This window comes from Advenella incenata (assembly GCF_004217095.1).
GTDB lineage: Bacteria > Pseudomonadota > Gammaproteobacteria > Burkholderiales > Burkholderiaceae_B > Advenella > Advenella incenata.
Map to the genome: position 1 here is coordinate 716,385 of NZ_SHKO01000001.1, position 13,896 is coordinate 730,280.

Genomic DNA, 13,896 nt, shown 5'->3' on the forward strand with positions numbered 1-13,896 from the left:
CTGGAGCTAAAAGAGCTATGGCGCTGATTTTTTATTTGCCGCCTGCCAGAAAATATCGCTTTGTTCGGCACGCTGATTCAGAACGCGGGCGATCACGAACAGACAATCGGATAGCCGGTTTAGATAATGTCGGGCAGTATCGCTGACCGGTTCGGCCGCATTGATGGCGACCACACTGCGTTCGGCGCGCCGGCAGACACTGCGGCATACATGTGCCTGCGCCGCCGCCACACAACCGCCGGGTAGAATGAATTCGCGTAATGGGGGCAGGGTCGTATGATACGTTTGCACCGCCTGCTCCAGCATCGTGATGTGATCTTCGACCAGCGCGGTGTAGCCAGGCACGCTAAGCTCTGCGCCCAGATCGAACAGCCGGTGCTGCACCTGTTGCAGCAACTGGATGATATCTTGCTGCAGGGACGGTTCAGTCAGGAGCAGCCCAAGCTGGCTATTGAGTTCGTCTACATCACCGATCGCCTGAATACGGAGACTGTTTTTGGAAATACGGGAGCCGTCACCCAGGCCAGTGGTGCCATCGTCACCGGTTTTGGTAATGATTGAAGTCAGTCGGTCGTCCATGGTGCTCAGAAGCTCCTTTTGAATAGTAGATACACATTGCCTGCATCCCTGTCACGTAATGGTGATCGTTCGTTGATCGTTTGTCGTTCATTTGCTGCTGCATCCGCAATTGCGCGGTGCCTGCGCCAGCTCTTGCCAGGCGCAACGCCATATCAGGACTCGCGCCAGGGTAATCGTCGACCAGCCGTGATAATGTTAGCCGGGGCACGCGAAGTTGGGTTGGCGCTGTGGTGATAGCCAGGCCTTTGTGTTTGGTTGATACGAATCTTGCCGATTCATAAACGAGTTATACATTGTATCGTGATCATGCTCATGACCATGATACAAGGGCTGGAATAAGCACGTATGGCGTAGCTTAAACTCGCCACAGCCTGAAGCGCTATGTAACGACTGAAACGCGCCCGTTTCGTCGGATGCTGTCTTTTGTCCTAAAATGAAGATTGAAATGCAAACACCGGAGATGCGCATGAAAAAGTCAATTGCAACTGTGATGTTGGGGCTGGCCGCAGCCATGGCTGTCACCAGCGTCGCTCACGCCCAGGAAACGACGGGGCGGGGTAGTGGAGAAGTGCGCCGCATTCAACCTGACCAGGGCAAGATTGCCATCAAGCAAGAGGCCATCAGCGATCTGAAGTTGCCGGCCATGACCCTGTCCTACAAGATCGATGCCGCACTGCTCAAGGATATCAAGCCCGGTGATTCGGTCAGCTTTACGGCCGAGCGGGTTGGCAAGGACTACGTCATCAAGGAAATCAGCAACTAACCTGAAGGCTTTGTAGGGGCGTGAGTCGTGACAATGGTTCGTTGTTGCGCGCGAGTGCTGTCCATCCCGACTGACACCGCAGTTTAAAGCGCTGCAGGCGGTGCCGGGCAGGCACAGAAGTGTTTTGGGTGTGGACGCGTGTCCTCGTGCCCGCAGGCCCGAGTAAAGCCCTCTATCGGCGTCTTCTTCAATAGCCAGTCTGGCGCGAGGCCTGCGTGATGTGCAGACCATCGGGCCAATTTAAGCGAACCAGCGGTTGATGTAAAAAAGGTGCAGGACTTATATGAGTGCCTGCACCTTTTTCGTTTTCAGCCGACGTTCCTACTCAGCCGAATTTCCTACTGCAATTGCTTACAGTACGTAGCGTGCCAGATCCTGGCTGCTGGCGGCTTCTTCCAGCTTGCTGTTGACATAGTCGGCGTCGATTTTGACGACTTTGCCGCTGCTGGTTGTCGCATCGAATGACAGATCTTCCAACAGTTTTTCCATGACTGTATAAAGTCGACGCGCGCCAATGTTTTCGGTGCGTTCGTTGACGTCAAAAGCCAGTTCTGCCAGGCGATGGATGCCCTCGTCAGAAAACTCCAGCGCAACGTCTTCTGTGGCCATCAGTGCGGTGTACTGCTTGGTCAGTGATGCATCGGTGTCTGACAAAATCCGAACGAAATCATCGGTCGTTAGCGAATCGAGCTCGACCCGGATGGGGAACCGGCCCTGCAATTCGGGGATCAGGTCCGAGGGGCGGGACAAGTGAAATGCACCCGAGGCGATGAACAGAATGTGATCTGTACGCACCATGCCGTATTTTGTATTGACGGTTGTGCCTTCTACCAATGGCAGCAGGTCGCGCTGCACACCCTGGCGGGAAACATCACCACCGCCGTTTTCCTGACGGGTCGCAATTTTGTCGATTTCATCGAGAAAGACGATGCCCTGCTGTTCGGCGTTTTTTACCGCAGCGGTGCGAATTTCCTCTTCATTGACCCGTTTGGCGGCTTCTTCGTCAACCAGTAGCTTGAAGGCGTTTTTGATGGTCATTTTCGTGGTCTTTTTCTTCTCACGACTCAGGCCAGCAAACATGCCCTTGAGCTGCTCGGTCATGTCTTCCATGCCCGGTGGCGCCATGATTTCCATTTGCGGCATGGCCTGGTTCACTTCGATTTCAATCTCTGTGTCATCCAGCTGTCCTTCGCGCAGTTTCTTGCGAAAGGTCTGGCGGGCAGTATTTTCCTGACGCAGGGGTTCGCCGTTGCTGTCGCGTGGCGGCGCTACCAGAACGTCCAGGATACGATCTTCGGCGGCATCTTCGGCCTGGGTTCGCACCCGGCGTGTTTCCAGCTCACGGGTCTGCTTGATGGAGATCTCGAGCAGATCACGAATAATGGTGTCGACATCGCGGCCGACATAACCCACTTCAGTGAATTTGGTTGCCTCGATCTTGATAAACGGGGCATTGGCCAGCTTGGCCAGGCGCCGTGCGATCTCTGTTTTGCCGACCCCGGTGGGGCCAATCATGAGAATATTCTTGGGGTGGATTTCGTTGCGCAAGGGTTCGGGCACCTGCTGGCGACGCCAGCGGTTGCGCAGGGCAACGGCGACAGATTTTTTTGCCTTGTTCTGTCCGACAATATTTTTGTCCAGTTCAGAGACAATTTCTTTTGGGGTCATTACACTGGCTGACATACTGATATTTCCGATTAGAGTGTTTCAACAATATGGTTGCTGTTGGTGTAAATGCACAGATCGCCTGCAATTTCCAGGGACTTTTTTACGACCACATCAGGCGCCAGGTCGGTATTTTGCAATAGCGCCAGGGCCGCTGACTGTGCGTAGGCGCCACCGGAGCCGATGGCAGCAATGCCGTTTTCGGGTTCCAGTACGTCGCCGTTTCCGGTCAATATAAGGGTGTGTTCGGCATCGGCCACGATCAGCATGGCTTCCAGTCGGCGCAATACGCGATCGGTGCGCCAGTCGCGGGTCAGTTCGACCGCAGAGCGCATCAGGTTGCCTTGGTGTTTTTCGAGCTTGGCTTCGAAGCGTTCCTGCAGGGTAAAGGCGTCTGCAGTGGCGCCAGCAAAGCCGGCCAGAATTTTATCGTGGTACAAGCGACGGATTTTGCGGGCAGTGCCTTTGATGACAATATTGCCCAGAGTGACCTGACCATCGCCGCCGAGCGCGACCTGATTGCCGCGCCGGGCGCAGACGATGGTAGTAGCGTGAAATTGTTCCATAGAGCCTTCCTGTTGTTTCCCTAGTTAGATAGGGACGGGACAGAAAGATTTCAAGGAACCCGGATCAATTAATTAATCACCGTACATTTTCTGGCGTTTTTCACGCCGTTCCTGGGCTTCCAGTGACAACGTGGCGGTGGGGCGGGCCAGCAGACGACGCAGGCCGATAGGTTCGCCAGTTTCTTCGCACCAGCCGTAGTCACGCGATTCGATATGGGCAAGCGATTGCTGTACTTTCTTGAGCAGCTTGCGCTCACGATCCCGGGTGCGCAATTCCAGAGCATGTTCCTCTTCAATCGTGGCGCGATCGGCCGGATCAGGAACGAACTGGGTTTCACGCAGATTTTCGGTAGTAACGCCTGCATTATTGATGATCTCGTCTTCCAGACGCTTTAAGCGGTCGCGGAAAAACGCCAGTTGCTCATCGTTCATATAGTCAGATTCGGGCATGGCGAGCAGTTGCTCTTCGGTCAGAAGAGGGGCTTGCGTTGTTGCATCTGTTTTTTTAGCTGCCTTAGCCATAGAACACTCCATATATCACTTCAATAATGTTGAACATAGCGCACAATGGATTGAAATTGCGTGATCACATTTGTGCGCAATATGATGCTTCAGTGCCCACTATTTTTGTACCAGACACTGGTTCAGCCCGTTAAGGATGACATCCTTGGGCAACTTGCGGCCAATAAACACCATGGTGTTGGAGGGCTTTTCCTTAGGCCCCCATGGTTTACCGGGTTCTGCACCCATTAGCATGTGCACACCCTGGAAGATCATGCGCTGGCGCATACCTTTCATGTAGAGAATCCCTTTGTAACGATACAGGTCGGGACCGAATACCTGCACTACACCGCTTAAGAACTCTTCAAGACGTTCTGGTATGAACGGTTTTTCGGACTTGAAAACGAAGGCGCCGATTTCGTCATCGTGATGAGCGTGATGATGATCGTGATGGTGGTGGTCATGATCGTGATGCTCACCATGTGCGTGGGCGTGATCATGATCGTGTCCGTGATCATGTCCGTGTCCGTGGTCGTGATCGTGCGCCGCATCGGGGTGTTCTTCTTTCAGAAACTCCGGATCAATGTCAAGTATGGTATTCAGGTTAAAGCCGCTGATGTCCAATACCTTATTGATGTCGATTTCGCCAAAATGAACAGGCATGATTTCTGCGCGCGGATTCATATGCAGCAACCGATGGCGCAGGGCTCCGTATTCCTGGTCAGTGACCAGGTCTTTCTTGGACACCAGGATGCGATCTGCAAACCCAACCTGTTTTTGGGCTTCAGGCTGGGTATCCAGCGTTTCCATGCCGTGTTTGGCATCGACCACCGTAATCACGGCATCGAGCCGATAGAAGGCGGCGACGCTGTCGTCCATGAAGAATGTCTGGCAAACAGGACCAGGGTTGGCCACACCGGTGGTTTCGATCACCACGCGTTCGAATTTCAACTCGCCTTTCTGATGGCGATTTTTCAGATCGGTCAGCGTGTTCAGCAGGTCGCCGCGAATTGTGCAGCAAACGCACCCGTTGGACAGCTCGATAATCTGCTCGTCGCTATCCTGCACCAGAAGTTCGTTATCTATGCTTTCCGGTCCGAATTCATTTTCGATGACGGCGATGCGGTTGCCGTGATATTCGGTCAGGATGCGTTTCAGGAGTGTGGTTTTACCTGCCCCCAGAAAACCGGTAAGAACGGTGACAGGGATCATTTTATCTGCTTGTGCTTGCGTTTTTGTCATAGCGTTTAAACGTCCTACCGGCAACAGAAACCGGCCGGTTCCAAAAAGACGTTCCTAAAGTCAATCGCAGGATTACATCATAGCTTTGCGAAAGTCGCAAACGTTAATTGTTTCTCGAGGAAAATAAACCCAAATACTGGGGATAAACCCTAAGATCTTGATTTGTGTAATGAAATTTACATTCTGGTATGCCTGGCCAGGATAACGGATGTTTGTCGGCCGCCTTGAGCAAAAGGGCGGCGGTATTGTGTCTGACGAGCGCTTTTTTTTTCGAATGCCTGTTCTTGGTCGTCCGCCTGTTTATCCTGCCAAGGCAGGCTTGGCGAGCATTTCAGCCTGGGCGCCTGTGTGCGGCGGACTTGCGTTGCCGCTCGGCTGTATTCAGTCAGGGGGCCGCGGCCGTTTCTTCCTGTTTCTGGCTGCAGTCTTTGCACATGGCGCGCAATTCGGTTTCGCTGGTTGTCTGAATAAAACCGGCCGCATGTATCATGTCCTGCAACTGGTGGCTGATTAGCGGGGCGCTCAGTTCGGCGACCTTGCCGCAACGCGTGCAGACAATCAACAGGTCGTGGTGGTGACCCGATACGTCCTGGCAGGCGGTCCAGGCATTGACAGCATCCAGCCGGTGGATCAGGCCTTCTTCAACCAGGAAATCCAGGGCGCGGTAGACGGTGGGAGGCTTGGCCTGCGGATAGAGCTGCTTCATTGCCTCAAGCAGTTCGTAGGCTTTCAGGCTGCGGCCGGCTTCCAGCAACAGGGTGAGTACGTGCTGGCGAATCGGCGTCAGGCGGGTGCCGCGTTGCTCGCAATGGCGAATGGCTTCCAGCAACTGATAGGCTACAGAGTGGCCATGGGCGCCATGCTGGTGCGTCTGTTCCGGTTGAGCTGTATCGGGTGGCGTTCTGAGGGTCATATGACAGGCAATCATTTGGCGGGGATGGTTGGAATGATACCGCCATCGTCCGCAAGGAGGAAACTTTCACCTATTTTAGGCCATTTCAGTACCTGATTTGTGTATTATGATATAACATATCATTTTGGAAGGGTGGCATGGCTGGAAATAACCAAGGCCGCGGCACGCAATTCGAGCTGCGGGCACCATGTGTTCAGGCTGTTTTAACGCAGCGTACTTGGCGCAGTTTAAGGCGCACTCGCGCAGCGCTTAATCAGGCAAATGACGGCTCCTGACCCACGCAGCTACATCCATTAACATATTCGTTAAATCAGACAATTATGCACAATGATACCCTGTTCCCGGCTTTACGGCGTGTCTATCCCACAGTAGCAGGGACGCCTTTTGTCGAGCAGGCGCGTGCCAAAACTGCGGATACCGCAGCGGCGGCATCCGCCGCTGGCCAACGTGGTTCGTTTTCTTGCGCCGGCGACGCATTGCACATGCAGGCCGATTCAACCTCCACGGTTTTTCTGGCATCTGCCGTTGGCAGGCTGGGGCCCGTGCTGGGCGTAATTCTGCTGCTATGGGGCCTGATCGCCTGGTCGGCCGGCTGGCTGAGCGCGATGGTCAGCTGATTGCCCGCAGCTGCCTTTCTGATTCTTACTGACACCCATGCCCATGCCCTCTGCGACAAATAGTGCCTGTGTTGACCGTCTCGCTGCAGCGGCGTCAGCAGTGGCCAGGCCGGTGATCCAGCTTGACGATGTGACTGTAGGCTGGAATGGGGTGCCGGCGCTCAGTGGCGTGACGGGCACTTTTCTTGAGGGCTCGCTGACCGCGATCCTGGGCCCCAATGGCGCCGGTAAATCGACGCTGCTCAAGACTGTAACAGGGCAGTTGACGGCGCGTACCGGCAGGGTGACGATTCACGACCCTTTCCTGGGTGGAATCTCCCTGTTGCCGCAAATTAGCGAAATTGATCGCAGCTTTCCAATTACCACCTACGATCTGGTCTCCATGGGGGCCTGGCGCCGCGTGGGTGCCTTCCGGCGCTATGACAAAGGCGAGCGCCAGCGCATTCATGAGGCGCTGGCCACCGTCGGACTGACAGACAAATCCCGCGATCTGATTTCCAATCTGTCCGGCGGACAAATGCAGCGTGCGCTGTTTGCCCGTCTTATTGTGTGCGATGCGCCGGTCATGATCCTGGATGAGCCTTTTACTGCTGTCGATGAGGGAACCTGCGACTTGCTGCTGCAGATTCTTCTTGACTGGCACCGCCAAGGGCGCACCGTGCTGGTGGTGCTGCATGATGCTGCGCTGGTGCGTCAGTGCTTTCCCCAAACGCTGCTGCTGGCGCGACAGGTTGTGGCCTGGGGCGACACAGCCAGTGTTCTGACCGATGCCAATCTGGAGCAGGCCCGCTCGCTGGCGCTGGGAGGGTTTTGATGATCGAGGCGGTTGTTGCGGCGCTGCTTACGCCTTTTACTGAATTTGCGTTTATGAGCCGGGCCCTGTTCGGTTCGATATTCGTGTCGCTGGCCGCAGGACCGCTGGGCGTATTTTTGATTTTGCGGCGCATGAGCCTGATGGCAGATTCCATGTCGCACGCCATTTTGCCCGGTGTGGCAGTGGCATTCCTGCTGGCTGGCGTTTCCATGACAGCAATGCTGGTCGGCGGCCTGGCCACCGGTTTGCTGGTTGCCGTACTTGCCGGTAGCGTGGCCCGCTCAACCGGGCTGAAAGAGGATGCCAGTTTTGCTGCGTTTTACCTGATATCGCTGGGCCTTGGCGTGTTGTTGATTTCGCTCAAAGGCTCCAATCTGGATCTGTTGCACGTGCTGTTCGGCACTGTGCTGGGGCTCGATGACAGTCATCTGGTTTTCATCATGTGCGTCTCCAGTGTGACGCTGGTTGTGCTTGCCCTGATGTACCGGCCGCTGGTCATCGAGTGTCTTGATCCGGCTTTTCTGAAAATGGAAGGCGGTGGCGGGTCGCTGGTTCACGGCGGCTTTCTGATTCTGCTGGTGGTCAATCTGGTAGCCGGCTACCAGGTCATGGGCACCCTGTTGGTGGTGGGGATGATGATGCTGCCGGCCGCTGCTGCGCGCTTCTGGGGGCGTACGCTGGGCTGGCAACTGGTGTTGGCTGTGTGTCTGGGCGTTGTGGCCTCTTATATCGGCCTGGTGCTGTCCTATCACTTTGGCTTGCCGGCTTCCAGCGCCATCATTCTGTCGGCCGGCGCCTTGTATATTTTGTCAATGCTATTTGGCAATCAGCACGGCTTGCTGCGATCCGGCCGCTAGCAAAAAATCCTTATTTTTCTTTATCCGTTTCGTCCATTTTGGCTCGGGGATGCGCCTTGTCGTAAACCTGGGCCAGATGCTGAAAATCGAGCCTCGTATAAATTTGCGTGGTGGCAATATTGGCGTGTCCCAGCATTTCCTGCACCGCACGCAAATCCTGCGCCGATTGCAGGACATGGCTGGCAAAACTGTGACGCAGGACATGCGGATGAATCTGCGCGGGAATGCCGCTGCGCAGACTCAGTTTTTTCAATTGCAATTGAACGACCCGCGGGGCAACGCGGCGACCGCGGGTGCCCAGAAACACCGCAGACTGATCGTCTGTCGTGCTGCCCGGCGGTAGCAGTTTATGCCTGACGGCCAGCCATTGCGTCAGGGCGCCGATGGCGGTGCGGCCCAGCGGCACACTGCGCGTTTTGCCGCCTTTGCCGGTGACCGTGACCTCGCCTTCGTCCAGGTTGAGCCAACTGACCGATTCATAGCCGTCCTTGCGGGTGTAATGAATGTCCAGACTGACCAGCTCTGCCAGACGCAAGCCGCTGGAGTAGAGTACTTCGAACATGGCCTGATCCCTCAGGTCGGCCGGCTCCGTGCCGGTGGCTACCGTCGGATGGTCCAGCAGCGCCTGGGTCTGCTCCACCGATAGTGCCTTGGGCAGCGAGCGGGCGATCTTGGGCGTCTTTACATCCAGGGCAGGATTGACTTTGACCGTGGTTTGAGGAATCCACCATTGATAAAAGCCGCGCCAGGCCGACAGAATCCGCGCCAGGCTGCGCGGACTGTAGTCCTGGGCATGCAGCCGTGCGATGGCGTGTCGTATCTGCGCATTGCTCAGATTCTCGGCGGGGGTGTCCGGGTAGAAGCCCAGCAACAGCACCAGATCACGTCGATAGGCAGACAGCGTGTGGCTGGCATACCGTTGGTTGGTTTGCAGGTAGGCCAGCCATTTTTCCATTGAATCGGGCAGAATGCGTGTCATGGTGCTTCCCATAAGTACTGCTGCACCTGGCCAATAGACGGTGTGGCAGGTGTCAGGCTGTGTAATTCAGGCGGCTTAAGCAGGCGCTGGCCAGCTTGCCGAGAATTTCAAGAAATGTCGTACCCATGTCCGGCTTGAAATGCTCGGCGCCTTCTGCGGCGAAGACCAGCACGCCAATCGTGCGCCCCTCATGTGTTAACGGCACCATGGCGACTGAGCCAGGCTTGCTGTCGAACCACCCGTGCGCCGGCAGATAGCCTTCCTGGCCGCAATAGGGTTTTTGCAGCCCGGTTACAAAGGCCTGGAGCATATCGTCGGTCCCTTGGAAGCGTTCGTCTTTGAGGGCCGGGAGATTCCACAGGCGCAGGGCCACTTCCAGCATATCGAATTCCTGGCGCAACCCGTCTACCACGCGTTGCGGCAGCCGCTGGGGATCTTGCTCTGCCAGCATGTGCGTACACCAGAGCGTGACATGATCGCTGATGGCTTCATTGGAATTGGCATTGTGCAGCAGTTCAGACAGCTTCCACTCCAGTTCCTTGTTGCGCGTGCGCAGCGTCAGGATCTGGCGTTCACCCAATGACAGTGTATTGCGTGCATGAGGGTGGGGCACTTTCAGAGACGAAAAAATATCGGCGTGCTCATCAAAAAAAGCAGGATTGTCCTGCAGAAATTGTGCGACGGTTTCTGCTGTCAGTGTGGCAGCTTCAGACATGAGTACGTTCCTTTATAAAGCAGTGCTGTTGCGATACTGCGCAACCAGGCGATCAATGTTTATTTCACTTGAAAATACCGTTACGGCCGGGCCGCGCATGGTAATTTGCGTGCCGTCCCAGGCGATGTTCAGATCGCCGCCGCGCGTATGGACGGTCACCGGCGATTGCAGGCGCCCGCGACGAATGCCCGCGACTACGGCAGCGCAGGCGCCGGTCCCGCAGGCCAGCGTTTCACCAGCCCCGCGTTCATAAACCCGCAAGTTGATCGTATGCGGATCGACGATTTGCATAAACCCGGCATTGACGCGATTGCCAAAGCGCGGGTGCCCTTCGATCAAAGGACCTTGCACGGCGACAGGTGCGCTGGCCACATCATTTATGATCTGCACGGCATGCGGGTTGGAAATGGCAACCAGCGAGAGCGTGACCGTATCGCCATTGCTCAGCGGCAAGGGCCATAGTGTGTCGTCATGATCGCGCGTACTTTGCAGATCGCTTGTGTCAAATGCAACAGCCTCGGGTTCAAAGCGGGTTTGTCCCATATTGACCGTGACTGTTGCATCATCAGCTTCTTCAAGCGTGATCAGGCCGGTGGCAATTTCGGCCTTCAGCGGATTGCGCGAAGACAGTTTCTGTTCATGCACAAAGCGGACAAAACAGCGGGCGCCGTTGCCGCAATGCTCTACTTCAGTGCCATCGGCGTTGAAAATGCGATAGCGGAAATCAGCTTCAGGGTGGCTTGGTGCTTCGACCAGCAGGATCTGATCTGCGCCGATGCCAAATTGCCGGTGCGCCAGAGCGCGCGCACGTTCGGGCGTCATGTCGATGGACTGACGTACGCCATCGAGCACAACAAAGTCGTTGCCGGCACCGTGCATTTTCGAGAAAGACCAGATCATTGAACGTTTTCCTGATTGAACCGCTGTATTGGACATTATTATCGCCGATCCCGCGCGGCAGCACCATGACCATGCGCCATCAGTAGAATTTCTTTTCCCCTTCGGGGCGGGTTTTGAAGCGTCGGTGCACCCAATAATACTGGGGCGGATCGGCGCGCACCCACGCTTCCAGCTGTTGATTGCCGAAAAGCGTGGCCTGTTCCAGGCTCATCTGGCCCGGGAAGTCGGCAAAGGGCGGCAACACCTGGGTGTGATAGTGACCGGTGGCGCTGTCCCAGCGGGTCACGATGGGGATCACGTCGGCCTTCCAGGCCCGGGCAATTTGAGCGGTTGCCGGCAGGGTTGCGGCAGGTATGCCGAAGAAAGGTACAAAGAGGGCTCCTTCACGACCAAAGTCCATGTCCGGCAGGTAATACACTGGTGTGCCCTGGCGCAGTTGCCGGATGAGACCGCGGATGCCTTCCTTGCGGGGTATCTGGGTCACTTTGTTGAAGCGACCGCGGCCTTTGATCATGATGGCGTCAACCTGCGGATCGGATGCGGGCGTGTACATGGTGGCCGATTTGACCAGATGCATGGACAAAATAGTGGCTGCGGCGTCCAGTCCGACAAAGTGCGGGGCAAACATCAAGGTGGGTCGGGGCGAGTCGATGCTGTTCTGGATGTGTTCGTAGCCGCTCAGGTGCACCATGCGACGGATTTTATCTTCCGAGCCGTACCACAGCACGGCGCGATCAATCATGGTCTGGGCCAGGGCGCGGAAATGTTCCCGCAGCCAGTGCTGGCGCTGCGCCGGCGTCGCCTCGGGGAAACACAATTGCAGATTGGTGCTCACGATGAAGCGGCGGCGCTTCATCAGCGTACGCATTAAGATTGCGCAGATGCTGCCCAGGCCCAGACGCAGGCTGTCCGGCAATAGATTGATGGTGCGGAAAAGAAAAACAAGTAATGCGGATTTCATAATGTTTGAAGATAAGCGGAGTGCGTCATGACAATATGTGCTGGCAGTGCAATGTGACGAGCACGTCGCTGTCTGCCGGTCTGTTGGCGTTGCCGGCAGACGGGAGGCGATCCTGGATTTTTTCGATTGTAATGGAGAAAGGCAAGGCGTTGTCCAGGCAGTTGCCTCAAGCAGCAAGACGGGCTACTTGGCAAAAAACACGGATATTTTTATATGCATGCGCAGACAAATAGTTTGACAGATATTTTTGTTTCTTATAATATGCATGCACATGCAAATAATAGATGAATTCAGATGAGCGCTATTACCGGGCATGAAAGCAAGCTGTTGAACACTCTATTAAAGGAAAAATGATGAGCTGGTTATATCTTGGAATCGCCGTGGTCTTTGAGGTCGCGGTTGCAATATCGGCAGGCAATGCCAAGGGGTTCACCCGGGCAGGGTGGACGATCGCCACCCTTGTCAGTGGCGTCATTGCTACCTATTTTCTCAGCCTTGCGCTGCTGACTTTCGATGTAGGCATTGGCTACGCAATCTGGACTTCGGTTGCAGGCGTGGGCATCGTTATTCTGGGCGCACTGTTCTTTGGGCAGCGACTCAACTGGCAAAAGGTCCTGGGAATTGTTCTGGTTATCGGGGGCGTTGTTGGTTTGCAGCTCAGTGCTGCGGCATAACGCATTGACAGGTATTGGTTAATTTAATTTATATAATTTTGAAGGAAATAGATATGTCGACAACAAACAAAAAAAATCCGGGCAGTGGGCAGGCATGGATGATGCTGCTGCTGGCCGGCGCGTTCGAAATCGGTTACGCGCTCAGTGTGGGTGGAAGCAAAGCCTTTACCGTATTGAGCTGGTCGCTTGCTGCCATCGTGTTCTTTTTGCTCACGCTGTATTTTCTCAGTGCCGCCCTGAGGACGATTGACGTGGGGATAGGCTACGCAGTCTGGGCGGGCATTGGCGCGGTCGGCGCGGCTGCTTTTGGCAGCATCCTGCTTGATCAACCGCTGACGGCAGTGCAGGTATTTTGGCTGGTCGTCATCATCGCAGGGGTCGTCTGGCTCAAACTGGCCGATAGTGTCAAACTGCAGGCTGAGTAAAGCAGCGAGCCATTCTGACCGACTGTTTGCTGCGATGCTGAAACAAACGGACAGGCATATTCAGGAGGAAAAAATGGTTTTGACTATCGTGGCGGCTACACGGTTTTGGCCGGCGATCCCTTTGGCTGGCATTTGCCCGAGGTCAGAACACTGCCTGCGTGCGAAGGTTTGCAGCCGTTTCTGGCGTTTCGCACCGGTCTGCCTCGGCATGATTTTGCATGGACATGCATATGATAAGATATTCTGCTGAACGATTAAGGACGTGGTGATCTTCAATGTCAAAGAAAAGTGATACGTGGCTCAAGCTGATTCAGGTGATCGCCAATGTCGAGACCCGGCTTGGGGCGGTGCTGCAGGCGCAGCATGGGCTTGGCCTTTCAGAGTATCGCGCGCTTGAGGTATTGGCGCGTTCGCCCAACGCCGAATTGCGCATGCAGGAGCTTGCGTCGCATCTGCGCTTGAACCAGAGTTCAGTCTCGCGGATGGCTGAGCGCCTGGAACGTGTCGGGTTCACTATTCGCGATCTGTGCCCGGACGACAAACGGGGGGTTTATACCGTGATCACCGATAAAGGGCGAGCGCATCTGGATGGCGCGCGAGTCGATTACGAAAATACGCTGGATGATGCACTCAAAGAATGCGGGTGTGAAAAGCTGCTGCTCATGAAATTTATCAATGCAGGATAACTTGCCTGGCGCTATCGTTATGGCTGCGCCGCTTGGAAG

Annotated in this window: 17 protein-coding genes; 7 read left to right on the forward strand and 10 right to left on the reverse strand. The window is 55.4% G+C overall.

Annotated features, from left to right (window positions below):
• Window positions 1-15: 15 nt before the first annotated feature.
• A complete protein-coding gene (locus tag EV681_RS03240; RefSeq protein ID WP_128395921.1) occupies window positions 16-579 on the reverse strand; it encodes a cob(I)yrinic acid a,c-diamide adenosyltransferase in 564 nt (187 codons plus the stop codon).
• Window positions 580-1,045: 466 nt separating this feature from the next.
• On the opposite strand from EV681_RS03240, the gene EV681_RS03245 reads away from it, so the two are divergent.
• Window positions 1,046-1,342 (forward strand): copper-binding protein, encoded by a 297-nt coding sequence (locus EV681_RS03245; RefSeq protein WP_128395922.1) that lies wholly within the window; start codon window positions 1,046-1,048, stop codon window positions 1,340-1,342.
• A gap of 351 nt (window positions 1,343-1,693) precedes the next feature.
• Here EV681_RS03245 and hslU read toward each other — a convergent pair whose 3' ends face one another.
• The 5 genes from hslU to EV681_RS03270 all read right to left on the reverse strand — a co-directional run bounded on the left by hslU (window position 1,694) and on the right by EV681_RS03270 (window position 6,229).
• On the reverse strand, window positions 1,694-3,025 hold the full coding sequence (gene hslU, locus EV681_RS03250; RefSeq protein WP_128395923.1) for an ATP-dependent protease ATPase subunit HslU: 1,332 nt from the start codon (window positions 3,023-3,025) through the stop codon (window positions 1,694-1,696).
• A 14-nt stretch (window positions 3,026-3,039) separates the two neighbouring features.
• The gene (gene hslV / locus EV681_RS03255) at window positions 3,040-3,573 is read right to left on the reverse strand and encodes an ATP-dependent protease subunit HslV (protein WP_128395924.1); all 534 of its coding nucleotides are present in this window, start codon (window positions 3,571-3,573) and stop codon (window positions 3,040-3,042) included.
• A gap of 72 nt (window positions 3,574-3,645) precedes the next feature.
• The gene (gene dksA, locus EV681_RS03260) at window positions 3,646-4,095 is read right to left on the reverse strand and encodes an RNA polymerase-binding protein DksA (RefSeq protein ID WP_128395925.1); all 450 of its coding nucleotides are present in this window, start codon (window positions 4,093-4,095) and stop codon (window positions 3,646-3,648) included.
• A 99-nt stretch (window positions 4,096-4,194) separates the two neighbouring features.
• Window positions 4,195-5,316 (reverse strand): CobW family GTP-binding protein, encoded by a 1,122-nt coding sequence (locus EV681_RS03265; protein ID WP_128395926.1) that lies wholly within the window; start codon window positions 5,314-5,316, stop codon window positions 4,195-4,197.
• 385 nt (window positions 5,317-5,701) lie between these two features.
• Window positions 5,702-6,229 carry a Fur family transcriptional regulator gene (locus tag EV681_RS03270; RefSeq protein WP_128395927.1) on the reverse strand — a complete coding sequence of 176 codons (528 nt, stop codon included), beginning with the start codon at window positions 6,227-6,229 and terminating at the stop codon, window positions 5,702-5,704.
• Between the two features lie 320 nt (window positions 6,230-6,549).
• Here EV681_RS03270 and EV681_RS03275 point away from each other — a divergent pair, with 320 nt between their 5' ends.
• The 3 genes from EV681_RS03275 to EV681_RS03285 are packed head-to-tail and all read left to right on the forward strand — an operon-like array spanning window position 6,550 to window position 8,517.
• Window positions 6,550-6,846: a hypothetical protein gene (locus EV681_RS03275; RefSeq protein ID WP_128395928.1), complete on the forward strand. Its 297-nt coding sequence runs from the start codon at window positions 6,550-6,552 to the stop codon at window positions 6,844-6,846.
• Between the two features lie 37 nt (window positions 6,847-6,883).
• Window positions 6,884-7,660: a metal ABC transporter ATP-binding protein gene (locus EV681_RS03280; RefSeq protein WP_128395929.1), complete on the forward strand. Its 777-nt coding sequence runs from the start codon at window positions 6,884-6,886 to the stop codon at window positions 7,658-7,660.
• Complete coding sequence (locus EV681_RS03285; RefSeq protein ID WP_128395930.1) at window positions 7,660-8,517, forward strand: metal ABC transporter permease; 858 nt, start codon at window positions 7,660-7,662, stop codon at window positions 8,515-8,517. The genes EV681_RS03280 and EV681_RS03285 overlap by 1 nt, the downstream gene beginning before the upstream one ends.
• 10 nt (window positions 8,518-8,527) lie before the next feature.
• Here the strand turns inward: EV681_RS03285 and xerC are convergent, their stop codons facing one another.
• The 4 genes from xerC to EV681_RS03305 all read right to left on the reverse strand — a co-directional run bounded on the left by xerC (window position 8,528) and on the right by EV681_RS03305 (window position 12,072).
• Window positions 8,528-9,496 carry a tyrosine recombinase XerC gene (gene xerC, locus EV681_RS03290; RefSeq protein WP_242612122.1) on the reverse strand — a complete coding sequence of 323 codons (969 nt, stop codon included), beginning with the start codon at window positions 9,494-9,496 and terminating at the stop codon, window positions 8,528-8,530.
• Window positions 9,497-9,548: 52 nt separating this feature from the next.
• Window positions 9,549-10,211 (reverse strand): DUF484 family protein, encoded by a 663-nt coding sequence (locus EV681_RS03295; RefSeq protein WP_128395932.1) that lies wholly within the window; start codon window positions 10,209-10,211, stop codon window positions 9,549-9,551.
• Window positions 10,212-10,223: 12 nt separating this feature from the next.
• Window positions 10,224-11,111 (reverse strand): diaminopimelate epimerase, encoded by an 888-nt coding sequence (gene dapF, locus EV681_RS03300; RefSeq protein ID WP_128395933.1) that lies wholly within the window; start codon window positions 11,109-11,111, stop codon window positions 10,224-10,226.
• Between the two features lie 79 nt (window positions 11,112-11,190).
• On the reverse strand, window positions 11,191-12,072 hold the full coding sequence (locus EV681_RS03305; RefSeq protein WP_128395934.1) for a lysophospholipid acyltransferase family protein: 882 nt from the start codon (window positions 12,070-12,072) through the stop codon (window positions 11,191-11,193).
• Window positions 12,073-12,425: 353 nt separating this feature from the next.
• Here EV681_RS03305 and EV681_RS03310 point away from each other — a divergent pair, with 353 nt between their 5' ends.
• The 3 genes from EV681_RS03310 (at window position 12,426) to EV681_RS03320 (ending at window position 13,857) form a co-directional block, all read left to right on the forward strand.
• Complete coding sequence (locus EV681_RS03310) at window positions 12,426-12,746, forward strand: DMT family transporter (RefSeq protein ID WP_128395935.1); 321 nt, start codon at window positions 12,426-12,428, stop codon at window positions 12,744-12,746.
• Between the two features lie 53 nt (window positions 12,747-12,799).
• Window positions 12,800-13,171 carry a DMT family transporter gene (locus EV681_RS03315; RefSeq protein WP_128395936.1) on the forward strand — a complete coding sequence of 124 codons (372 nt, stop codon included), beginning with the start codon at window positions 12,800-12,802 and terminating at the stop codon, window positions 13,169-13,171.
• Between the two features lie 275 nt (window positions 13,172-13,446).
• Window positions 13,447-13,857, forward strand: coding sequence for a MarR family winged helix-turn-helix transcriptional regulator (locus tag EV681_RS03320; RefSeq protein WP_128395937.1), 411 nt, complete (start codon window positions 13,447-13,449; stop codon window positions 13,855-13,857).
• Window positions 13,858-13,896: the final 39 nt, after the last annotated feature.